The following is a 22,769-nucleotide window of genomic DNA, read 5'->3' on the forward strand; positions in this document are numbered from 1 at the left end:
ACGGTAGGAAGGTAAGGCTGAGGATGTACAGCAGCTAGTTAAGAATAGCAGTAAGTAAAGTATATAATAGTATAAGTATTCCCTTTGGAATTATACTTTAACCGATACCGTTACCCCAATAGCAAAAACCACGAATCCTATTCGCAAATCATCAGTATAATCCTTATTTTTGTAGGTAAATCCAGAAAAAGAGATGTTTGATAATTTAAGTAACAAACTAGACCGCGCGTTTAAAACGCTTAAAGGCCAGGGAAGTATAACCGAAATCAACGTTGCAGCAACTATAAAGGAGGTGCGCCGCGCCCTTGTGGATGCCGATGTTAACTATAAAGTAGCCAAAACTGTAACCGACAAAATCAAAGAAGAGGCGATGGGCCGCGATGTATTAATCGCTGTTTCTCCGGGCCAATTGATGATTAAGATCGTGCATGAAGAGCTGACTGCTTTGATGGGTGGTGAGAAGCAGGATATCAACCTGAAAGGTGATCCGGCGATTATACTTATTGCTGGTTTGCAGGGTTCCGGTAAAACTACTTTTACTGGTAAACTGGCTAACTACATCAAAAAGCAAGGCCGTTCTGTAATGGTAGCTGCCTGCGACGTGTACCGCCCCGCTGCGATCAACCAGCTGCAGGTGTTGGCAGAGCAGGTAGGAGTAGAGGCTTATACCGAACTGGAGAACAAGAATCCTGTTCAGATAGCTTTGAACGCCATTGAGCACGCTAAAAAGACAAATAGGAAAGTCGTTATCATCGATACCGCTGGTCGTTTGGCCGTGGACGAGGCGATGATGAAAGAGATAGCGGAGATCAAGAACGCTGTGAAGCCAACTGAAACGCTTTTCGTGGTTGACTCCATGACAGGACAGGATGCGGTGAACACAGCCAAGACCTTTAATGAGCGCATCAACTTTGATGGTGTAGTCCTTACAAAGTTAGATGGTGACTCCCGTGGTGGTGCGGCCCTTTCTATCCGTGCGGTAGTGGAGAAGCCGATCAAATTTATCTCGACTGGTGAGAAAATGGAGGCGCTTGACCTGTTCTACCCTGATCGTATGGCACAGCGTATTCTGGGCATGGGTGACGTAATCTCCCTTGTTGAGCGTGCGCAGCAGGCATTTGATGAGGACGAGGCGAAGCGCATCAACAAAAAGATCCGCAAAAACCAGTTCAACTTCGACGACTTCCTGACGCAACTGGAGCAGATCAAGAAGATGGGGGATATCAAAGACCTGGTGGGTATGATACCGGGAGTTGGCAAAGCCCTTAAAGATGTAGAGATCGATGAGAATGCCTTTAAACCGATTGAAGCCATTATTAAGTCGATGACTCCTGCCGAGCGTGAGAACCCGGATATGATAAACGGTACGCGCCGTGCACGTTTAGCAAAAGGCAGCGGTACTGATATTACGCAGGTAAACAACCTGATGAAACAGTTTAACGATATGCGCAAAATGATGCGCTCGATGAACAAGATGGCCGGCAAACGAGGCGGTTTAGGTAACCTGGCGAACATGATGAAGCGCTAAGCTTTAAAGAATAAATAAACAGCGTGGGGCCATACTTTATGTAAGTATGGCCCCACGCTGTTTATAAGCCAGGCTAAATGTAGCCATTACGTTCAATTCTTCTTCTGCAATTGTTTAATAGTTCTGCTTGTTTTCTTTTTCTTGCCACGCTTTAAAAGCTGTTTTTGCTTCTTGTGGTAGCAACTGTTGCATGGGTATATGGCGCTTATCAATGGGGATAGTTATTTCATCATAAATAAAATTGTCGTCAAAGCCTATGGCGGCGGCATCTTGGCGGGTATTGCCATAGTATACTTTTTTTAGCCTTGCCCAGTAAATAGCCCCCAGGCACATTGGGCAAGGCTCGCAACTTGTGTAAAGCTCGCAGTCCTGTAACTGGTACGTGTCTAGTGCCTGGCAGGCTTTCCGAATGGCATCTACTTCAGCATGAGCCGTAGGATCGTTTGACGACAGCACGTTGTTATAGCCGCGTGCTATAATCTCCTCGCCTCGCACCACTATAGCCCCGAAAGGTCCGCCAAAGCCAGCCAGCATTTTTTCTTCTGACAAACGAATGGCCTCCTTCATAAATGGTTCTTTTTCTTTCATAGGTATTTCTTTGCCCTCTTATACGAAAGATCCTGAAGGTGTTCTGCCCTTTTCGATGCTATAGTTCTTATAGAATAGCAGCATGTAAGTCCAGATTTTAACTTGCATTTAAAATGACTCAGAAGTACAGGATAGAAAATGGATAAAAAAGAGCGCCGGCAAATAGATGCCGGCGCTCTTTTTTACTAAGAGGCTTCCTGTTACAGAAGTAAGCCTATACTACACTTGTGCCGTTCCCTGCATACTCGTAGTATAGGCCATTACAATCTTAAATATCTTTTATATTAATATAATAGTATTAATTAGTACAAATCAAATTATAATTATTATTACGGCTTCTACTATCAATTGTTTTGATGTAGTTTAAAATAATGGGAAACAGTAAGTTATATGCGTGTGCTGATGCCTGTGCAGACCTAAGCCAATTTATATTGCGTATGTAGAACTAGATTAACCAAATAAACACGACTATGAAAAAACTATGCACGGGGTTTGCCATGCTGCTATTTATCATATTGGCAGGCGCTTGTTCTTCTGCAAAAGAAGCAGAAATGGAAACCCGGGACGAATTATCAGATTTCAGAAGCTGGATAAGCAGCACTACTTCTAATGTTGCCGATAGAACAGAAGATGACTGGCAGCGTGCAAAAGATGATTTTAAGATGCGCACAGACGAGCTAGACCAAATGCAGAGCAATTTCTCAGATGAAGTAAGAGAAGAATATCAGCATTTAAAGCAGCAGTTTAATGATGCCGACTCGAGTTATGTACAAAGCCGCCAGGAAGCCAATAAAATGGAATGGCAAAGCACCTTATTAGGCAGTTACGCTGATCTAAGCACCATTAACAACACTAACATACGGGAAGCCTACATTACATTTATGGAGAACGTGCGCGAGAACAAGAGCACCTGGACGAATGCAGACTGGGATATGGCTAAATTAGTACTGGAGTCGCTTAACAACCGCAAGCAGGAGCTACGAGACATCCCTACCGATACAGAGGTTAAAATAAAGGCACTCCAGCTGGAGTTCACTACCCTGGAAACAGCCGCTGACGTAGGTGGCGGAAATTAAACTACAATCCTGCCTTCTTTGGCATCGCCGTAAAGTATAGATTGCCCTTTGCTGTGGCGGTACCCGCTGTACCAAGCAAGCAGGCTATCAAACTGGTGCCAGTTGGAAGGTGGGTGCAGTACGGGTAAAGGTAAAAGGCCTTGCAGCGCTTCTGTATATACCGGAAGTGCTGCAAGGTCTTTTTTATAGCCTGCTAAATGGCTAAAGAGTAGTTTATTCAGCTGGCTTGGGTAAGTTTCCAAAACAGCTATGCCTGCCTCACTAAGTTTTGCACGTAACTGTATAGCCCTCGCGGTAAGCCCACCAATAAACATCGGCGACATTGCCTGTACTTCTTTATCGCAGGATCTATAGAAATATTCGGCATCAGAAGTATAAATGCCTTGCCCGTAAACTTTAGGGAGAGTGAGCGGAGCATCTACAAACACGGTTTTAGCTTCAACAGCAGCTAGTAACTGCCACAGCCACTCATCAGCGTTTTTATTTTGCTGGCTCTGCACCACATCAATACTACCCCCGGATACATATGCAGCTGCGGTTGTGCCAGCTAACTTAGAGCCGTAATCTACTCCCATAATTTGCGTTAGTTGGCTCACAGTTGCATTGATGTTTAAAAGCTGCCTTCTATATTTTTGTATAGCCTGCCCGGGCTCCAGTAGCCGCTAGCTATTATACGCCTTATTGTATAAAGAGGATCCTGTTCGTCGCGCTTGGCCGCCAGCTGGAATGCGGCAGTCATGCCATGGCTTTTTAGTGCAGGTATGGCTTCTTTGTTCCAAAGGCCGAATGGGTAGGCAAAATAAGTAACTGGTTTGCCGGTTATCTCTTCTAGGGTATGCTTTGGCTTTTTAACCTGCGTCAGCCAGTCGCTGTCCTGGTATTTTTTCACGTTTTGATGATCCCAGGTATGGCTGCCAATAGTATGGCCGTTATCAGAAAGATCTTTTACCTGTTCTCTTGTCATGTAGCGGGGCCTGTTCATTGATACCGTCATGATAAAGAACGTCGCCTTGAAACCATGTTTATTCAGTTCAGGAAGCGCATTGGTATACTGGTCAAGGTTTGTATCGTCGAAGGTGATGATAATAGGCTTATCGGGAAGGGCAGCGCCTGTGGTAAGGTAAGCCATAAGCTGGTCTGGTGCTATGGTATGGTAGCCGCTATCGGCCAGCATCTGCATTTGCTCCTTAAACCGCTCTACCGGCACAATGTAATCCCTGGCCTGCTTCGAGTCAGAGTCCCGCCAGTCGCGCACCTGGTGGTAGCATAAAACAGGCACTTCTGGCATGGCTAAAACTGTGGCGGCATCAGCAGAAAGGTTTATACTTGGAGCAGGCATGGCTGTAGGCACTTCTTCTGTAGAGGCAACTAACGTATGACTGCTGTCTGCTGTGGGGCTTGCGGTTACGGCAGGCGGTGCCGTTATGTGTTCGGTTCTGGTGCTATCGCAGGAGGCTAATAGGGCAGCAGCAGCAATGCTAAGCCCCGCAATGGTAAGCGTGTAGGAGGTATGCATATAAAAGTTTGTAAGCATCTCAAGATACTCATTTATACTTACTTGCTTGCCGTATATAGCTTAATTTTAGTTAAAATATGTTTGGTGAAAATAGATGCTGATGTTACTGACCTTTCCGGGTGCTGTCGTGAAAGTATGGGCATTTCGACAGCACCTGGCAGGTTAAATTTTCTCAGCTAAGTATAAGTGTAATATGTTTTTATTTAGCAGCTACAGTTGATATTTGCCTTCTACATTGGCCATGTATTTCTGGCCCGAACCTGTGTTGAGAAGTAAGATATGCTCGTCTCTGTTTATGTGCCCTGAAGAAAGAAGTTTTCGGGCGGCCATCCATACAGCAGCGCCTTCGGGTGCCACAAAAAGCCCTTCGTTTTTGCCAAGTTCCTGCAGCCCTTCCAGCATTTCATGCTCTGTTACGCTTATTGCCGTCCCCCCTGATTGGCGCAATACATTTAGCATCATTTGCTCGCCAAGCGGCCGCGGCACAGCCAGGCCATTGGCAATAGTTGGTTTACCCATATAATTTCTGCAGTTTTCCTGCACACCGAAGTAGGTATCTACCAAAGGTTGGCAATTGGCAGCCTGCACGGCTACCATGCGGGGCAATTTTATACTTTGCGGCAGCCATCCCAACTGCTGCATTTCTTTAAAAGCTTTCCAGATGCCTATTAAACCTGTACCGCCACCTGCCGGGTAAAGTATAACGTCAGGTAAATTCCAGTTTAGTTGCTCGGCAATTTCGTAGCCCATTGTTTTTTTGCCCTCAAGGCGATAAGGCTCTTTAAGCGTAGATACATCAAGCAAACTGCCGGAAGCGTTTAACTCTTTTGCACGGGCAGCACAGTCATTTATGAGGCCATCAACTAATTGTACATCGGCACCATACCAGTAGCATTCTTCTTTAAAGGCCTTAGGTGTGTGGCGTGGCATCACTACTACGGCTTTCATGCCTGCTTTAGCACAGTAGGCAGCCATGGCTACACCAGCGTTTCCGGCTGTGGGCACAATGCAACCCTCCACCCCAAACTCTTTTGCTTTGGATATAGCCATACTTAAGCCGCGCGCTTTAAAAGATCCCGTAGGGTTTTGGCCTTCATCTTTTAGCTGTATTTGCTTAAGCTCATACTTCTGGCCCAGGTTTAAAAGCGGAAGTATGGGGGTAAAGCCTTCTCCGAGGCTCACAATATGCTCATCAGAGAACACAGGCAGCATTTCACGGTAGCGCCACATGGTGCCAACCCGGTTGGTTAGGATACTCCTCGGTAAAGGTTCTTCACTTTCGTATTGTGCCTCAAGCGGGAGTTGGCAGCAAGTTGAAAGTAGTTGCGGCCCGAAGGCAGAATGTGTAGTTCCGCAAGCTGAACAAGCTAAATGGGATATGTGGCTTTGGCTGAGTGTAGTGGTTTCCATGGTCAGAGTTATGCATCCTTTCGTACGGCAAATAAGACCAAAGCTATGAGCAAGCCAAATAGATATTCTGAATGGGCTATTCCATTTTGGAATACTGGCTTTTAATAAACCGGATGAAGTTTTTGTGCAGCGCATCGTTTTCTGTGCCTTTGCGCTGTATAAAATGGAATGTTCGCTTTACCTGCAGTCCTTCTATGGGCACTTCTACTAACTCGCCGGTTTCGAGCTCTTTCAAAACAGCCGGTTTCGGCAAAAATGAAAGGCAGGTATCAGCCCGCACAAAGTTTTTAAGAGCCTCGGTTCCGCCCAACCTGATTTTAACCGGCAGGTCGTTTAGCTTTATACTTTTTTGATACAGGGCATCCTCTAAGGAGGCAAGCGTTCCGGAACCATGCTCACGCATGGCAAGTGGCAAAGTATACAAGTCGTTTAGCTGCAAGGGTAGCTTTGCCAGCGGGCTTTGCGATGAACATACAGCAATCACCTCATCGGTAATGAAGGGAGTATAGCTAACGTTGCTCACTTTTGTAAGTCCTTCCATTATACCCAGGTCAATCTCATGGTCGAGCAGCGCCTTAAGTGTGTTTTCGCTATTCCTGTTTTTTAAGGTGATCTGTACATTTGGGTTTTGCTGCAAGTATGCCGAGAGCAGCGGTGGCAGCACATAAAGCGATATGGTAGTGCTAGAGCCGATAACCATACTTACCTGGGGCGAAAATTCGGTACTAACGCTTTTAAAATCTTCGTAAAGTTGGTGTTGCAGCTGGCGCGCTGCTAATATTTTATGGTATAACAGGCTGCCGGCTTTGGTAAGGCTAACAGAATTGCCATGGCGCTCAAACAAGCCGATTTTATAATAGTCTTCAAGGGCTTTTACATGCTTGCTAATGGCCGATTGGCTGATGTACAGACTCTGGCTAGCTTTTGTGAAGCTAAGCGTGCGGGCAACTTCAAAAAATATGTCGTGGCGATGAGAAAGCATGCTTCTGTAAGGATGATACTGTTCTGACTCAAGTTAGGAATTTTACATCTTTTATTCTGCTATACCCGTTCCTAAAATAGGATAAGTATATGGAATCTTCGTCTTGCCGAGTTCTGAAATTTAAGTATAAATCCTGTTAACCGCGTGCCAGGTTTACCCTACATAAAAGTGCAACAGATAACCCCAGTACTTTATGGGCGTAACTAAGGAAGTAGATACTGCACTAAAGCAGGCATCCATATGTAACTTAACAACAGAACCATGGCAGATAATAAGAAAGAAAACCAGCAGAAAGGGAATAAGCCAGAATCAAATGCTAATGCGACTCCCATGCCTAACGAGTATTCTAACACAGCGAACCACAAAGGGGCCGTTGATTTAGGAACAGAAGGTACAAAGGCTACAGCAAGCCAGCAGCAGGGGCAGGGCGCCTGGAACAAGAAAAACAGCGATAACCGCACAGGCAGCGAGAGCGGAAGTGATAAAGGCGGGCAAGGCGGCCAGAATAATACCGGCGGAGGTCAGTAAAAGTATAAGCCATTAGTATAAACAGCAGCGGCTCCGCATAAATTGCGGAGCCGCTGCTGTTTATACTTCTTTAGAGCAGTCGCGAACTAGTCGTTAAAATGATATAGGAAGGTAACAATTCCTGTAAAGGCAGGCTTCTTGCCATCCTTGATTTCCAGGGTCACTTGTATCTGCGCTTTGGCAATGCCCCGCAGGTTTTTAAGCGAAAGCAATTTGGCTCTTAAGCACACAGCCTGGTCTACTAGTACGGCCTGGTTAAAGCGCAGTTCTTCGATGCCGTAGTTTACCTGCATTTTAAGGTTCTCGATGCTGATGATCTGAGACCACAGGTAGGGCAGAAGTGACACCGTCAGATAACCGTGTGCAATGGTATTGCCAAAAGGTGATTCTGTTTTGGCGCGTTCCTGGTCCAGGTGTATCCATTGGTGATCCAGGGTGGCATCAGCGAACTTCTGTATCTGCTCCTGAGTGATGGTGTGGTAGTCCGAAACGCCAAGTTCTTCCCCTTCATACTTCGCAAAGTCATCGAAGTTGGTGATGGTTAATTTGCTCATGTTATAGTTCGTTTGTTGTTTGTCGGTACTGAAGGTACGTTATACTTTGCAAAGTATAGAAATAAAGCTATTTGTAAAGATAAGCTCTTTTTGCTTTAGAGGAAGAGAAACAGGGAAAAGAGTTAGCGCAAATATGTATTACAGGTTTTATTTAGTTCTGTCTCTTACAAAAGATATTTCACCAGGATTGTTATCGACAAAGTTAAAGCCTAAGTCTACAGTTACCGGAGGTTTAGCTTTATAATAAAACTTGTAGTAACGGCCATCTGAGGTGATTTTGCTGATACTTTTAGTTGCTGATGCTAAATGCGACGGCGGAAGCCAGTTGTCATACTTACCTCTTAAACTGGTGAAGGTAAGGGTGTAAAGTTCTTCAAATCTGTCTTGTGTTTCCTTTCCATTTCTTAAGTAATCCCAAAGCAGTAAAGACTCTGTGCTCTCCAGATTTCCGACTAGTTTATCGTACTTAAACTTATAGACTATAACATCTAAGTAGTCGGGTAAATCAGCTAGAGGCAAAGGTTTGAAATCTACTTCTTCATACATAAAAATGAGCGGCCGGTATGCCCAATACAACTCAGCAGGCATTTCTTCAAACTCGAAATTATAAATGGACTTGAAAAGGTAATTTTTGTGTGCCAATGATAACGTCATTCCCCATCCATCATTGCCGGAGCTGTACTGCTCTTTCAGATCATAAGGCGAAGCTTTACGGAAGTTCTCTAAAATAGCATTAAACCTCTTTTCTCCAATGTTTGCAATATGAGGACCTTCAAAGTGAAGAAAATCATAGCCAAACAAGATTACCTCACCATTCTTATTTAAAATTAGATCATATATAGGGCAATAACCCATACACCTATGTGAAGTAAATGTAATCCGGTCAATCTCAGGACGCGTAGTTTTAGGAATGTTCTGTTTTACATAGGAGGCTGCAAAATCTTTATCCCGTCTGAGGATCAGCGTATCTTTAGTTAGCTTCTGAATATTCAAAGGCGTCCATTTATGATCCTTCAGATCATAAAAGTATAAGCTATCGTTTCTGATAAAGTAACTGGATGTATCGCCAAGATATTTATAAGGAGCTCTTCTCTTTTTACTAAAACCTTCAAGGTATTCAAAAAAGCCAGTTTTGTAGATTAAAGTACTATCAGGAGAGAAACTGATGCCTTGAAGTGCATCTGCTCGAAGCGCAAAGGGTTTATTTTGGTCTCTATCAGCCCTTTTTGCCAAACCAGAATAGTACTCCTTCCATTCGCCAATTATCAACTCCTGAGGAGTGGGTGTAAGCTCAGCAGGCTTCTTCTGGCAGGAGAGAAGGAACAAACAAAGTATAAAATAAAGAGGTCGGAGCATCTATCACAAAGACATTTGTAAGTAAGATACTTAAATTAGCTTCATGTATAGATATTTGATCATACCTTAACTAAACTTCTCTTCAGCTGCTGTATCTGGCGTTCGTGATGCGTAAAGTGGTCTTGCAGAAAGGATAATGTTTGGTTGATAGAAAGCGGCCCAACGTAAGGATGCTTGAACAGGCATTTGTCCATTAAGTTTGCAGGAACCTCGTTTAAAACATCTTCCAGGTTAAATCGGGTATCGTCCCATTGCTGGCGCAACTTATGTAGTGCCGCAGTTTCCGGAACCTCCGCTACCATAGCAGGTGCTTTATACTTTCTTCCGGAGCGGAGGGCTAGTTTAAGAAGTATGGCCTTGAAACCGTTAGCGAACGAAGAATTGCCTAGGTTTTCCTGCTTCTGTAGTTTGTTGTTTACATAGCCGGCCGTTACCTTCTCTACCTGTATCATGTGGTAAACAATCTGGTTGATAGACCATTTGCCAGCAGCCGGGGGCGTGTTCAGCAGTTCATCATCAAGCCCCTCCAGCTCATCGAGCAAAAGGTTGCGTGATTTTTCAAGGTTAAGATACTTAATTTCCAGTTTCGGATTCATAAGCTCAAGATGACGGTAGGCAGCCGAGTTCATAGGGCAATGGTGTTACGTACTACAGCTAAATCTACTAAAATTTTAATTAATACAACAAATTAGTAAATTAAATTTATTGTAAGTAATTGATGGTTAGCTGTGTGATTAAATATTAAGCTAATAGTATAATTGGATTTGTTCAAAAACGTATTTCTTAATACATAAATTGTGGTTTACTTTGCATATAGAACTACCACACTATGATACAGAACGACCCGATTGGCTTTGCAGTATTAGATTACCTGGCAGGAGAGGAAAGTGCTGAGATTACTGTAGAAAGTAACCTGGCGGAAGATGACTTTATACCTGTGCACTACCTGTTCAGGAAACAAGCTGAGATGCCTGAAATGGAGCAGGTTGCCCTAAAAGCCTGCCAAGGCAAGGTGCTGGATGTGGGTGCAGGGGCTGGTTGCCATACGCTGGTCTTACAGGAGCTTGGAGTAGATGTAACCGCTCTTGATATATCGGAAGGGGCTGTAGAGGCTATGCGCACGCGTGGAGTAAAGCAGGTGCTGAACAGCAATGTTTACCATCTAACCGGTAAATACGATACCCTGTTGCTGCTGATGAACGGAATTGGAATTACAGGCACGCTTACAGGCCTTGATACCTTTCTGGAGCACGCCAAAAGCCTTCTCAACCCAAACGGGCAAATACTACTGGAGTCTTCAGACATCTTGTACATGTACGAAGACGAAGACGGATCGGTGCTGCTTGACCTGAACGCCGGTTACTACGGCGAAGTTAAATACAACATGAAGTATAAAGAGCAGGAAAGTGGCTGGTTTGACTGGCTTTTTATCGATCCTGCCATACTTGAAGACTACGCCTCCAAACACGGCTATACTTTTGAGATCCTGTATGAAGGAGAAACCGCCAACTACCTGGCCAGGCTAACACTTGCATCAGAATAACTGTTTCTGTTTTGGTTGGTTAGCAGCTTATGTAATCTTGTAAAGTATCATCAGCAGATCTTTTGCCGTACGTATACCTGTTTCCGGTTGCCAGCATTTGGCCTCCGGCTAAGGTATAACTGTATTGCACATGAAGAAACGTGTTGTCTCTACCTGGAACATCACCAAGCAGACGTTTAAAGAGTTTTTTGATGACAACCCGCTGGACTATGCTGCCATCATTGGGTTCTACACCATCTTTTCGTTACCGGCAGTACTTATCATTACTATCAGAATTGCAGGTGCAGCCTTTGGTGAGGAGGCAGTTGAAGGGGAGGTTGTAAAACAACTAGGTGGCATTGTAGGCCAGAGCAGCGCCTCCCAGTTTCAGAGCATCATAGAGAATGCCAGCGTTTCTGAGGCCAGCACCATCGGTACTATTGTGGGCGTCGCAACCATGATTTTTTCGGCTACCACCGTTTTCGTGGCCCTGCAAGACTCGCTGAATGCTATGTGGGAAGTTAAGGCGAAACCGGAGAAAGGATGGCTAAAGCTTATCATTAACCGGGTGCTATCGCTGGCAATGGTGGTAAGCATGGGCTTTCTGCTGCTCGTTTCGCTTTCCCTGGATGTGGCTTTGGGTATACTTTACAACTTCCTTAGGCAGCAATTTTCCGGTGTGGCCATCTACTTTATCACTATAGGCAATATTATTTTTTCTATACTTATCAGCTCCATTATTTTTGCGGCTATATACAGGGTGCTGCCCGATGCTAAAATTAAATGGAAAAACGTATGGGTAGGGGCCATCGTAACGGCTATACTTTTCGTGCTGGGCAAGTATGTGCTTAACATATACTTTCAGCACGACCCCCTGGCAGATACTTATGGCGCGGCTGGCTCTTTGGTGCTTATACTTGTATGGGTGTATTACTCGGCCATTATTTTGCTGTTTGGCGCAGAGTTTACGCAAGTATACTCCCGCACCCACGACAAAGGCATACAACCAGATGATACTGCTGTAAAGGTTAAAACAAAAGAAATTGAGAAGGATACCGAAACCGGCAAAGTAGAGGTAAAGGAAAAAGAAAAAGGCGGCTCTTAACAAGCCGCCTTTTTTATATACGTTTCAAGCGGTTTACGCTTTTTTGTACATCACTTTTTTAACTGCATCCACAGTACGCTCTACGTTTGGCAGCGATGCCTCGATAAGCGTTGGCGCATACGGAAGCGGAACGTCGCGGCAAGTCACACGCTTAACCGGAGCATCCATGTAATCAAACGCGTTGCTTTGGATGTGGTAGGCTATCTCAGAAGAAATTGAGGCCAATGGCCATGCTTCCTCTACAACTACCATGCGGTTTGTCTTCTTCACCGATTCGATCAAGGTTTTATAATCAATCGGGCGAACAGTACGCAGGTCGATTACCTCAGCGTTGATGCCGTCTTTTGCAAGTTCTTCGGCAGCAGCTAAGGCTACCTTCATCATCTTACCAAAAGATACGATTGTTACGTCAGAACCTTCGCGCTTTATATCTGCTACTCCGATCGGAATCAGGTATTCCTCTTCGGGCACTTCGCCTTTATCGCCGTACATCTGCTCAGACTCCATAAAGATAACCGGGTCGTTGTCGCGGATGGCAGACTTCATCAGGCCTTTAGCATCGTAAGGGTTTGATGGAACCACAACTTTAAGACCAGGCGTGTTAGCATACCAGTTCTCGAAGTTCTGCGAGTGCTGCGAAGACAACATACCGGCGCTACCAGTTGGCCCACGGAAAACGATAGGGCAAGAGTACTGGCCACCAGACATCGACATCATTTTAGCAGCCGAGTTGATCACCTGGTCAATAGCTACTAAAGAGAAGTTGAAGGTCATGAACTCGATAATAGGACGCAATCCATTCATAGATGCTCCCACACCAATACCGGCAAAACCAAGCTCTGCAATTGGCGTATCAATCACGCGTTCCGGACCAAATTCGTCCAGCATGCCCTGGCTAACTTTGTAAGCCCCGTTATATTCAGCTACTTCTTCGCCCATCAAAAACACGCTTTTATCACGGCGCATTTCCTCTGACATAGCTTCACGAAGGGCTTCTCTAAACTGTATACTTCGCATATAAGATGTTTAATTCTCTGTTCTGAAGGTAAAATTAAGAGAAGTCTGTCAATTTACAATGTACTTCGTTGTTTTTAGCGCCTTATGTTAGCGGATAAGCGCATCTTTGTAGGCAGCTTTATCGCGGTAAGAATCAAACTCCAGATCATTTATGGCCTTTTGGGTGTAAGCCTGGTCTGCCCTTACTGCTCTGCGTAGGTTGCTTTCCAGCTGCTGTTCGTTCTGGGTGCGTGCGCCAAGTATAGCCAGGCTGTAGTATGCAAGCGCATCGCCGGGTTTTTTCTCAAGAGCAGTAGTATAAAATTCCTGTGCACCCTCGTAATTTTCTTTCAGCAGGTAACTTAGGCCCATGTTCATGTTGGTCTGGTAGTTATCGCCGGCGTAGCGCAAGCTTTCAATGGCATCATCGTACTGGCCAATTTCTATCTCGAGGGCAGCCTTATCAGCAAAAACGCGTTGCAGTTCTTCTTCAGATCCGCCCAGTTTTATGGCATAGTCATAGTATTGCAGCGCTTCCAGGAAATCGTTGCGTTGGTGGTAGGCGCTGGCAAGGCTGTAGTATACTTTGGCGGTAGGATTGCGGAAACCGGCGAAGGTAAGGTTATGGATAGCTTTAGCCAATAAAGCCTGCTTTGCTTTCGCGCGGTAATCCTTACGGGCCATTTCGGTGTACACTACGCCCAGGTTATAGTATACCGGCCACTTATCCGTTGATTTAATGGCGGCTTCGTAAAACTTTCTTTTCTCGTTCAGTAGCGGCGTTAGCGTAGCGGCATGCTGCAGTTCTTCTTCTGTCAGTACATCAGCCGTAACTTTTTCTTCGGCTATTTTCTTGGCTAGCAAGTATAGCTCGTAATCGGCTTTTCGGTTACGGTTATAATCAAAAGTCACCTCGGCTGTGCGCATTACAGGGTATATGTACTGCTGCAGGTAATCAGAGGCTTTGGCCTTTTCAAGGGCCTGTACTTTATCTTTCTCCGGTTTAGAGCTGTTCAGGATGTCCAGCACTTCCTGTTTTTCTTGTTTGCTAAGTGCCGATGCCTGTACTTTTTCCTGTAGTAGGGCCAGGGTGTTTGGCTGGAGGCTGATTTTTATACTTACTTTTTTGTTGCTGTAGTCGTATATTTGCAGTTGCTGGCGGTAATAGCTTTCCAATGCCCTGGCTCTTGCCTGTGCCATGTTGGAACCTGTTTCGCCGGGGGCCTGGCTGGCAGTTACCGTTATACTTTGCGAGGCCACATTATCAGAAATATACTTATCCAGTACCTCCAGGTTGGAGCCCAGGTAAGTTCGTAGTTTTGCCTGGTTCTCTTCAAAGTAGAAAGTAAGGGCGGCTGGTTTTTCTGACTCTTCTTTATAAGTATCCGGCACAAAATCGTAGGCGTTGTTGCGCACCAGCAGGAGGGGGGTCGTGTTAAGGCCGGTGGCTATTTGCTTAGGATCAGCATACTTTACATTGCCGTTTTTTTTATCAATGGCCATGCCCTGCACCATCAGCCTGCCTTTTTCCTTTTTAGGGGCGTAGTTAAACGACATTTGCCTGGCTATGGTAGGCACGTGTTGTTCGTAGGCAAACTCGCCGAACTCAAAGTTTAAAGAGCCCAGGTTTTCGCGCGCCTGCAGTTGGTCGTACTCATAGTACACATCCAGTTTGTAGCGTTGCTTTTCCCTTATCAGTTTTTGCGGAACCTGTCCTTTTATATCAAACGTTACTAGTTGGCCATTGGCAACTAAAGGGTTTGGTTGTACAGTAATTGTCTGCTCTTTTTCAGCGATTTTTACCATGCGGGATAGGGTGCATCCTGAGGTGAAAAGGGCTAGGGCAAGGGTGGCGCAGAAGGTTGTGTTTTTATATAATTGATGTTGTTGCATATCCTGAAGTCAGCTTTAATCGTAAACAAATACACCACAGTTGTCATTTATTCGTTGTAGCTTGTACTTGTTCGCGTTAAAAATATTTTGACAGAAGTATAATTTACAATAATTTTATACCATAATCCTACATACAAAAATGAAACGGCTACAGTACTTTATCGAATCTCAGGCATTTGGTGTGTGTACGATGCTGGGTGAAAAACTTGGCTTTGCTACCAGCAGCATTCGCCTTACGTTCATCTATGTTTCATTTCTTACCATGGGCTCTCCGGTTTTAGTTTACCTGATGCTGGCCTTTTGGATGAATGTAAGCAAGCATCTTCGTCGTGAGCGAAGCACCGTTTGGGATTTATAATTCTTGCGCGGTTCTTTTTTGACTCACGAAATACTCCCACACTATACTACCCCTGTAAACGCCCGTAACGCTCGGGAAATTACCTTTATGGCGCTGCTTTTTGCGCTGTTTTGCCCAATAGCCGCTGTGGCGCACAATATCGGCGTGGGCATCCAGCACAGCCCGTGCATCTTTCGTCTGTCCGGCAACTACCATGCGTAAAGCAGCTACCCAATCTAAAACAATACGCAAGGTCAGGGTAGGTATAAGCAGTTTGGCTGGAAGGTTTTTGTAGAGCAAAGCAAACCCGTTCCGGAAATTAAGGAACGTTTTGCGTGGGTTTGATTTGTGCAGCGTGCCGCCCCCCACATGAAATACTTCACTCTGGCCATTATACAGCACTTTATACCCTTCATTTTTGGCGCGCCAGCAAAAATCTATTTCTTCCATGTGAGCAAAAAAAGCAGGTTCCAAGCCTCCTAAACCATGGTAAACATTTGCGCGCACCATCATACAGGCACCTGTAGCCCAGAATATCTCCTGCACATCGTTGTACTGGCCTTTATCTTCTTCTAGGTTTTCAAACAGGCGACCGCGGCAAAAGGGGTAACCCAGGCTATCGATCAATCCTCCACCGGCACCGGCATACTCGAAAAATCCGGGGTGTTGCTGTGCTTTTATTTTGGGTTGGCATACGGCTATACTTTCATCCGACTCCATTAGCTCGAACAGGGGTACTGTCCAGTTCTGTGGTACTGCCACATCAGAGTTTAACAGCACATAGTACTTGGCCTCCACCTGCTGCAGGGCTTTGTTGTACCCTTCGCAAAAGCCGAAATTTTCCTGGTGTTGTATGATGCGTACCTGCGGGAATTGCTCCTGCAAAAAAGCAATAGAGCCATCGGTAGAGGCATTGTCGGCTACGATAACCTCGCAGTTGCCGCTATGCGCTACCACCGATGGCAGGAATTCCTGTAAAAACCGTAGTCCGTTCCAGTTCAGGATAACAACGGCCGTGTGTGCCGGATTATAATCCAAAGTTTCCTAGATCTAAACCCGGGATGTTTGGAAGTAGGCCCTCAGTACTCTTTTTTAGTTCTTCCTGGGCGCGCTCGCCAGCTGTGAGCATGGCATTGTTTACCGCAGCCACCACCAGGTCGTTTACCATATCCTGATCGTTTGCATTCAGAATAGATTCGTCGATCTCTATTTTAAGAAGCTTGCGCTGTCCGTTTACTGTTGCCTTCACAAGGCCAGCCCCCGATTCAGCTGTAACAGTTATATCTTTAAGTTTTTCTTGTGCTTCTTTCATCTTGGCCTGGACTTCCTTCATTTTGCCCATCATGCCGAACATATCAAACATAGTCTTTTTTATTAGATGTAGAGATTACGCGCTGCTTTTACAGTTGCGCTTTAACGCAAATATACGAGCATAATACTTACTATGCTTGTTGTATAGCAATTTACATATAGTACAGTTGGTTCAGTTTTTATATGGTACTGTAGGTTGCATTGCCTTCCGTTTACATTTTACAGCTGTCATCACACCAGCCTTTTTTGCTGTTTAGCTAAATTAAATGTACAATTTTAAGTATTTATGGTATAAATACTTAAACAGCTATTTGTGTGCTGGCTCTGTTTAAACAAGCTTAACGGTGCTTTTTCCTCTCTATAGTAGCTAAGGTATTGCTTGCCTAAGAGTCCCTGTTGCTTTTTCAGCTGGCTGTAAATTACTCCAGCTATTTATTACCTTATTATCCAAGCTATGAAATTACTTTTACCAATTTGTACCCGCCTTTTTTTGCCAATCCCGTTCCTTTTGTACCTATGCTTCATTTTTATACCCTTAGGCTTATCTGGGCAAAATGTGCAGGAAGCGTGGGCGCAACGTTACAACGCATCGTTGGCAAGTGCTGTAGCTAAGCCACATATTGCTGTAGATGAGTCTGGTAATACCTTCATTATTAGTGTGAACCAATCCGACGCGGCGAGGCCACAAATTACTGCTTTTAAGTATGGCACAGAAGCCAGGCTGCTGTGGTCAGGCAGCTATACGGCAAGCGTTGGCAGTATTGTACCGCAATTAGGAGTGAGAGGCGTAGTGGTAGATGCCATGGGTGACTTATTTGTTATCGGTTATGAACAAGGCTCAGACTCCCGTAATCAGTCTCTAATCATAAAGTTTTCATCCTCTGATGGCCGTGTTGTATGGGCTAATTCTTTCCGGCTGGGCATGTTTAGCGAAGCCAGGGCAGTTGCGCTTAGCCAGCAAGGAGGCATATATGTGCTAAGCACTACTGATGGTGGCCCAGAACGCACACTTGCAAACATCACTACCACAAAACATAGCTCCGATGATGGGGAGGTGCTTTGGGCGGATACATATGATGGAGGCGTAATGGGTTCTGATACACCTGTTGCTATGGAGCTTGATAACCAAGGAGGTCTGTATGTTGTGGGTAGCAGCGCAGGCAATAACACCCGTGAAGATATAGTAGCCATAAAGTATGATCAAAACACAGGCAAAAGAGAATGGCTGGAGCGCCTTGATATAGACGCACAAACGCAGCGCGCCGTAGGTATTACAGCAGACAATGCGGGCGCTGTGTATGTAACAGGGGTTCAGGAAACAGCATCAGGCACAGCAGCCGACAAGCTGATAGTGGCCAAGTATAGTGCAGCAAATGGACAGCGCCTCTGGTTAACTGTAAGTGAAAACGGTAGCGCCGCTAGCCTGAATATTACAAGCAATGCCGAAGGAGTTTATACGATGCAATCAGGGGCAGGCACAGTAGCCAGTAACCTGGTAAAGTATAATGCTGCTGATGGTTCAATTGCTTGGAGCTCGGTTTTTGATGGCTCACCCAGTCAGTTAATGCAAGATAGTAGTGGTCATGTGCTGGTAATTGGAAGGGGTACGGCTGTAGGGGCTGCTTTGGTAACAAAGTATGATCAAACCGATGGGACTGTGCTGTGGCAACAAACAGGCACTAACCAGACTGATGTGGCTATGGATGCTACGCTTCAGCCAAATCAGAATACACTTTTTGTTGGCTTGTTAACAGGCGAGGCAGATAGTGCTACGGGTGCTGTATTGCTTTCGTATGATGTAGCCTCCGGAAATAATCTTATATCTACCCAGATTTCTTTTAATCAATCGGAAGATACGCCAGTCTCTTTGGCAGTTGATGCTGCAGGTAACAGCTATGTGGCAGGCACAAGTATGAACGGTGCATCAGGTAAAAGAATTGTAGTTCTAAAGTATTCTTCATCAGGTGAACTTCTCTGGGAGGCTGTACACGAGGATGCCGGATCAGTAGCCAATGATATGGTAATAGACAGCAGCGGAAGTGTATATGTTACAGGTACAAACGACGCACGTGGCATACTTTACACCATCAGGTACAACCAGAGCGACGGAGCAAAAGCTTGGGAGAAAACCTATGATAATGGTTTTGGTGTAAACGTGGGTAAGGCCATAGCGGTAGATCGCAGCGGCAACGTGTATGTAACAGGGGTTGCAAACGGCAGAATTACCCAAGGTATGGTTGTGTTGAAGTATAACGGCAATACTGGTGAAGAATTATGGCAAACACTATTTATACAGCCAATAGAAGTAGGTAACGCAACATTTTTGAACTACTCCGGCAACGCCATAGCCCTTGATGAAGCGGGTGATCTGTACATTGCTGGTGAACTGCGCGAAAGGCAATCCGATTTCCTGATAGCCAAAGTTTCTGGAGCTGATGGCCGGGTAACGTGGTCGACTACGTACGGCAGTCGGAGCGTGACATTCGAAAGAGCCACAGCTATTGCAGTTGATGCATCAGGAGGTATATATGTAACAGGTGCAAGCGAAGGGCGTTTTGCCGTTGTCAAGTATAATGTCGCTGCTGGCGAGTTACTATGGGAAGCAAGCGGTGAAAGTCAGCTTCCCGGCTCTGGTACTGGCTCTAACGCTTTGGCTCTGGATAATAATGGAGGGTTGTATGTTACAGGTAATAGAACCCACAGTAGTGGAAGTGTTGAGATGCTCACAGTCAAATATGACACGGAAAATGGCGATGAAGTATGGCAAACAAGCCTGGATAATGCAAGGGGTGTTGCCATTGCAACAGACAGTTTGGGCGGTGTGTATGTAGCAGGGCAGGGGCCTGTGCTGGTAAAGTATGCTGCCGATGATGGTAACCTGGTGTGGGAGCAAAGGCCAACGGCTGTTTCCGGTGAATTTATAGCTTTTTCGCTTTCTGGTAACCAAAATATTTATGCTTTAGGCCCTGTTTATTCCAGCGGGTTATCAGATTCTGATTTTCTTATTGTAAAGTATAGCCAGCAGCAGGAGCCTGATTCTTGCCATGTACCGGTTCAGGTAAAGCTGTATTTGCCGCCTGTGGCTAAACGTGTAGGCTGGCAGGTACGCACCACCGCCGATTTTGGTAAGTATACTTTAACCGAGGACACAGGTGTTCGCTGGACGTGGGGCGATGGCAGCGAACCTTCTATATCTTACACAGCCTATAGCACACCACGCATCACAGGTGAGCATACATACCAAGAGGCAGGTATCTATAAAATAGGCCTTACTTTCACCGAGAGCTGCCTTTCTCCATCAAACACAGCTTATGAGCAATGGATACCTATTTTTGACCCTGAGGCCGGAACGGTAACAGGTGAGGGAAGTATGCAGCTCGAGAGCGGAACATTGAGCTTTAACTTTAACGTAGCGTACGGGCACAAGTATAATACCGCTCCGCAGTTGTGGCGCTCACACTTTACGATAGAGGGAGTAGGTGAGTTTGAGAGTGGTTCGGTGCAGTGGCTGGTGGTAACAGGAGACAGAGCCGCCTGGGAAGGTGAGGGAACGCTGAACGGCACAGGTTACTACGGCTTTATAACTTCAGTAACGGATGCTGGGGGAGATGGGCCAGATGATAAAGGTGATAGGCTAAGACTTAAAATTTGGAATAAAGGAGAAAACAACCGGCTAGTGTACGACAGTTTTGCGGAGGCTGGCGAAATAATGAATTTAACCAATCAAGCTCCAACTATAACCAACGGTAACATTGTAATTCAAGGCAGCGGTAACAGTACAACTGCCTTAGAAAGTATTATGCAACTTAAAGCTTATCCTAATACTTTTGCTGAGTGCACAGCTATTGCATTTCGCCTGGGGCAAGGTCAGAATTATCGTATAGATGTTTATGATACAAAAGGCAACTTGGTGCGGCACCTGGCAGAGGGCAGCGCTGTAGCTGGAAGAGGATATGAATATGAGTTAAACGGCAGCGGGTTGAATGATGGGCTTTACATTGCTCGGCTGGTCACAACTAACTCAGCTAAAAGTATAAAGTTGCTGCTTAAGCGAAATTAATGCACTCAAATGAAAAGAGGAAGCTGTTACGTTTCCTCTTTTCATTACCGAAGTAATGTAATAGTACCGGTTCTGCGTTTTGTAGTCCCAAAGTTTGTTTTAACTGTAATTTCGTAGGCATAGGCACCCGCTGGCAACTGTTTGCCGTTGTACGATCCGTCCCAGTTTGTGCTGCTGCCATCAGAAGTGAATATGACATTGCCCAAGCTGTTATATATTTTCAGGTTATACCCCTGGATAAACCGCCCCTTAATTTCGAACACATCATTCAATCCATCGTTATTTGGTGTAAACGCACTCGGGATATATAACTCCAGGTCTTGTTCAAATTCTACGGTGTTAGAGTATGTCACTTCGCTGCCTGCGTTAGAGATCGCCCTGATCCGGTAACGCAGTACCTGTATTTTATCACTCAAGGTTCTGTCAGAAAAGGTAGTGCCTGTTGCTACATAATAGAAGGCGACATTGCCACTTTCATCCAACAATTCCACCGTATACTGTTGCACCCCAGCCGGAAAGCCAATATATGGTGTCCAGGTTAGTTCTATAGCTCCATCAGCCTGCCGGGTAGCACGAAGTATGATGGGGCAAACGCTGCTACTAACTTCTGATGTGTTGTTGCAAGGGTCGGTGTAGGTGACATTATAGCAAACAGGTTGCAATGGCGTTAAAGCATCGGTGTATTGCAATTGCTGCACGCTTGCCAGGTTCTGGAAAGCAGCTCCATTTATACTTCTTCGGATGTCTGCTTTCTGAGCTACTTTGTTCTGCGGCAGGCTTATACTTAGTTCTACCTCGTTATTCAAGTTAAAAGATGCCACCATGGAAGGCGCTGCAGGTATTGTGCTGGATGTTACCTGCACATTTTGCTGTGCAGAGGTGGAGGTGCTCCCATCAGCGCCGATTCCCTTTATATAATATGTGTAGTTCTGTCCGCAACTTAGGCCTTGATCTGTGTAGGTAGTAATGTTACTATTAAGCGTAGCGATGCGGGTATTGTTCCGGTATACTTCGTATTGTGTTGCACCCGGCATAGCGCTCCATGTAAGGGTGGCTTGCTCGTTTCCAGCAGTAGCTTCTAAAGCAATAGAACTTATAATGTTGGAGTTGCTGCTGCTTATAGTGCTGCCACAAGCATCTGCCACCCTGATCAGGTACCACACACCCTCCGCTGTATTTACGTTTCGTAAAGTATAACTGATATTGCTCTGGCTTACATTCCGGATCGTGTCCAACTTCTGGAAATTTACACGTGGGTCTTGCCAGCGCTCTATAATGTACATATAGCCGGTTTGCAGCGCTTGTAAGTCGAATTGTATTTCGCCAGTCTCGCCCTGTTGCCTTACCAGCAGGTTCTGTATGTATGGCTGTTTATATGCTGCTAGCGTGGTTACTTGCTTTGTTTCGGTGGCACTACACGCAGAGCCTGTATACCTGCCAGTTACCGTTATAGTATAGCTTCCGGCATCTGCATAAGTATGGGCAACTGGCACATTGGGTTGTCCTGCCAAGTTAGTGCCGTCCCCAAAATCTATAGTATAGCTGTCGTAGGTAGCACCGGTAATGGTTACGGAAATAGCATTATTGGCACAGGCTGTAGCCGTAAATGCAGGTGCAGCCTGTGCTGCTTTAACAGTATAGGTTTTCTCAAACAGTTGTGTTTGATTACCATTGTTCTCGTTTATGGCTTGCGTAACAATATAAGTGCCTGGTGCTGTATAGGTTGTTGCCTGCTCACCGGCAAGTATGTTTGTTTGGGTGCTATACTTCTCCGGACCCGGGTAATAGAAAATTGTTGTAGTGGGGGCTGGCGGTGAGCAGTTTCGAAAAAATACAGGTTTGTTGGCACAGATTACTTGCACTTCCTGCCCGTCTTGTATGGCATGAAAACACCCTTGCTGCGCCCAGGAGGTAACGGCTAAAATCAAAAACCATATGGTAAGGATGTATTTCAACAGCGGCTTAAATGATGGCTAACGAAATTTATCTAAATAAAGCGTAGAATTA

At 45.3% G+C, this 22,769-nt stretch carries 20 protein-coding genes; 7 read left to right on the plus strand and 13 right to left on the minus strand.

The window, feature by feature from the left end; genetic code table 11:
* The first annotated feature begins 193 nt into the window (after window positions 1-193).
* Window positions 194-1,528: a signal recognition particle protein gene (ffh, locus tag Q1A23_RS14405; RefSeq protein ID WP_299824505.1), complete on the plus strand. Its 1,335-nt coding sequence runs from the start codon at window positions 194-196 to the stop codon at window positions 1,526-1,528.
* Between the two features lie 114 nt (window positions 1,529-1,642).
* On the opposite strand, the gene Q1A23_RS14410 is transcribed toward ffh, so the two are convergent.
* A complete protein-coding gene (locus tag Q1A23_RS14410; protein WP_299824507.1) occupies window positions 1,643-2,116 on the minus strand; it encodes a nucleoside deaminase in 474 nt (157 codons plus the stop codon).
* Between the two features lie 470 nt (window positions 2,117-2,586).
* Between Q1A23_RS14410 and Q1A23_RS14415 the strand changes: the two genes are divergently transcribed.
* Window positions 2,587-3,192, plus strand: coding sequence for a hypothetical protein (locus Q1A23_RS14415; RefSeq protein WP_299824509.1), 606 nt, complete (start codon window positions 2,587-2,589; stop codon window positions 3,190-3,192).
* Here Q1A23_RS14415 and Q1A23_RS14420 read toward each other — a convergent pair.
* The 4 genes from Q1A23_RS14420 to Q1A23_RS14435 all read right to left on the minus strand — a co-directional run bounded on the left by Q1A23_RS14420 (window position 3,189) and on the right by Q1A23_RS14435 (window position 7,100).
* Window positions 3,189-3,767 (minus strand): DUF429 domain-containing protein, encoded by a 579-nt coding sequence (locus Q1A23_RS14420; protein WP_299824511.1) that lies wholly within the window; start codon window positions 3,765-3,767, stop codon window positions 3,189-3,191. The two genes, Q1A23_RS14415 and Q1A23_RS14420, sit on opposite strands and share 4 nt — an antisense overlap.
* A 35-nt stretch (window positions 3,768-3,802) precedes the next feature.
* Entirely contained in the window at window positions 3,803-4,708 is a 906-nt protein-coding gene (locus Q1A23_RS14425; RefSeq protein ID WP_299824513.1) for a polysaccharide deacetylase family protein, read from the minus strand.
* Between the two features lie 210 nt (window positions 4,709-4,918).
* Complete coding sequence (locus Q1A23_RS14430; RefSeq protein WP_363322065.1) at window positions 4,919-6,253, minus strand: threonine synthase; 1,335 nt, start codon at window positions 6,251-6,253, stop codon at window positions 4,919-4,921.
* Window positions 6,195-7,100 (minus strand): LysR family transcriptional regulator, encoded by a 906-nt coding sequence (locus Q1A23_RS14435; protein ID WP_299824517.1) that lies wholly within the window; start codon window positions 7,098-7,100, stop codon window positions 6,195-6,197. Before Q1A23_RS14435 ends, Q1A23_RS14430 begins: the two co-directional genes overlap by 59 nt.
* A 261-nt stretch (window positions 7,101-7,361) precedes the next feature.
* Between Q1A23_RS14435 and Q1A23_RS14440 the strand changes: the two genes are divergently transcribed.
* On the plus strand, window positions 7,362-7,628 hold the full coding sequence (locus Q1A23_RS14440; RefSeq protein ID WP_299824519.1) for a hypothetical protein: 267 nt from the start codon (window positions 7,362-7,364) through the stop codon (window positions 7,626-7,628).
* 86 nt (window positions 7,629-7,714) lie between these two features.
* Here Q1A23_RS14440 and Q1A23_RS14445 read toward each other — a convergent pair whose 3' ends face one another.
* The 3 genes from Q1A23_RS14445 to Q1A23_RS14455 form a co-directional block, all read right to left on the minus strand.
* Window positions 7,715-8,182 (minus strand): MaoC family dehydratase, encoded by a 468-nt coding sequence (locus Q1A23_RS14445; RefSeq protein WP_299824521.1) that lies wholly within the window; start codon window positions 8,180-8,182, stop codon window positions 7,715-7,717.
* Between the two features lie 147 nt (window positions 8,183-8,329).
* The gene (locus Q1A23_RS14450; RefSeq protein WP_299824523.1) at window positions 8,330-9,451 is read right to left on the minus strand and encodes a DUF6438 domain-containing protein; all 1,122 of its coding nucleotides are present in this window, start codon (window positions 9,449-9,451) and stop codon (window positions 8,330-8,332) included.
* 146 nt (window positions 9,452-9,597) lie between these two features.
* A complete protein-coding gene (locus tag Q1A23_RS14455; protein WP_299824525.1) occupies window positions 9,598-10,134 on the minus strand; it encodes a DinB family protein in 537 nt (178 codons plus the stop codon).
* Between the two features lie 233 nt (window positions 10,135-10,367).
* On the opposite strand from Q1A23_RS14455, the gene Q1A23_RS14460 reads away from it, so the two are divergent.
* On the plus strand, window positions 10,368-11,081 hold the full coding sequence (locus tag Q1A23_RS14460; protein ID WP_299824527.1) for a class I SAM-dependent methyltransferase: 714 nt from the start codon (window positions 10,368-10,370) through the stop codon (window positions 11,079-11,081).
* A gap of 130 nt (window positions 11,082-11,211) precedes the next feature.
* A complete protein-coding gene (locus Q1A23_RS14465; protein ID WP_299824528.1) occupies window positions 11,212-12,165 on the plus strand; it encodes a YihY/virulence factor BrkB family protein in 954 nt (317 codons plus the stop codon).
* Window positions 12,166-12,198: 33 nt separating this feature from the next.
* Here the strand turns inward: Q1A23_RS14465 and Q1A23_RS14470 are convergent, their stop codons facing one another.
* Both Q1A23_RS14470 and Q1A23_RS14475 read right to left on the minus strand, forming a co-directional pair.
* Window positions 12,199-13,182 carry a pyruvate dehydrogenase complex E1 component subunit beta gene (locus Q1A23_RS14470; RefSeq protein ID WP_299824529.1) on the minus strand — a complete coding sequence of 328 codons (984 nt, stop codon included), beginning with the start codon at window positions 13,180-13,182 and terminating at the stop codon, window positions 12,199-12,201.
* An 87-nt stretch (window positions 13,183-13,269) separates the two neighbouring features.
* Window positions 13,270-14,967, minus strand: a complete 1,698-nt coding sequence (locus Q1A23_RS14475) for a tetratricopeptide repeat protein (protein WP_299824530.1) — start codon at window positions 14,965-14,967, stop codon at window positions 13,270-13,272.
* A 226-nt stretch (window positions 14,968-15,193) separates the two neighbouring features.
* Between Q1A23_RS14475 and Q1A23_RS14480 the strand changes: the two genes are divergently transcribed.
* On the plus strand, window positions 15,194-15,412 hold the full coding sequence (locus Q1A23_RS14480) for a PspC domain-containing protein (protein WP_299824532.1): 219 nt from the start codon (window positions 15,194-15,196) through the stop codon (window positions 15,410-15,412).
* On the opposite strand, the gene Q1A23_RS14485 is transcribed toward Q1A23_RS14480, so the two are convergent.
* The gene (locus tag Q1A23_RS14485; protein WP_299824533.1) at window positions 15,407-16,429 is read right to left on the minus strand and encodes a glycosyltransferase family 2 protein; all 1,023 of its coding nucleotides are present in this window, start codon (window positions 16,427-16,429) and stop codon (window positions 15,407-15,409) included. The genes Q1A23_RS14480 and Q1A23_RS14485 overlap by 6 nt on opposite strands.
* Window positions 16,419-16,754, minus strand: a complete 336-nt coding sequence (locus tag Q1A23_RS14490; RefSeq protein ID WP_299824535.1) for a YbaB/EbfC family nucleoid-associated protein — start codon at window positions 16,752-16,754, stop codon at window positions 16,419-16,421. The genes Q1A23_RS14485 and Q1A23_RS14490 overlap by 11 nt, the downstream gene beginning before the upstream one ends.
* 402 nt (window positions 16,755-17,156) lie before the next feature.
* On the opposite strand from Q1A23_RS14490, the gene Q1A23_RS14495 reads away from it, so the two are divergent.
* Entirely contained in the window at window positions 17,157-20,762 is a 3,606-nt protein-coding gene (locus Q1A23_RS14495; RefSeq protein WP_299824537.1) for an SBBP repeat-containing protein, read from the plus strand.
* Between the two features lie 44 nt (window positions 20,763-20,806).
* Here Q1A23_RS14495 and Q1A23_RS14500 read toward each other — a convergent pair whose 3' ends face one another.
* The gene (locus tag Q1A23_RS14500; RefSeq protein WP_299824539.1) at window positions 20,807-22,717 is read right to left on the minus strand and encodes a gliding motility-associated C-terminal domain-containing protein; all 1,911 of its coding nucleotides are present in this window, start codon (window positions 22,715-22,717) and stop codon (window positions 20,807-20,809) included.
* Window positions 22,718-22,769 lie beyond the last annotated feature (52 nt).

The sequence above is a fragment of the uncultured Pontibacter sp. genome (genome assembly GCF_947492645.1).
In the GTDB taxonomy this organism is placed as follows: domain Bacteria; phylum Bacteroidota; class Bacteroidia; order Cytophagales; family Hymenobacteraceae; genus Pontibacter.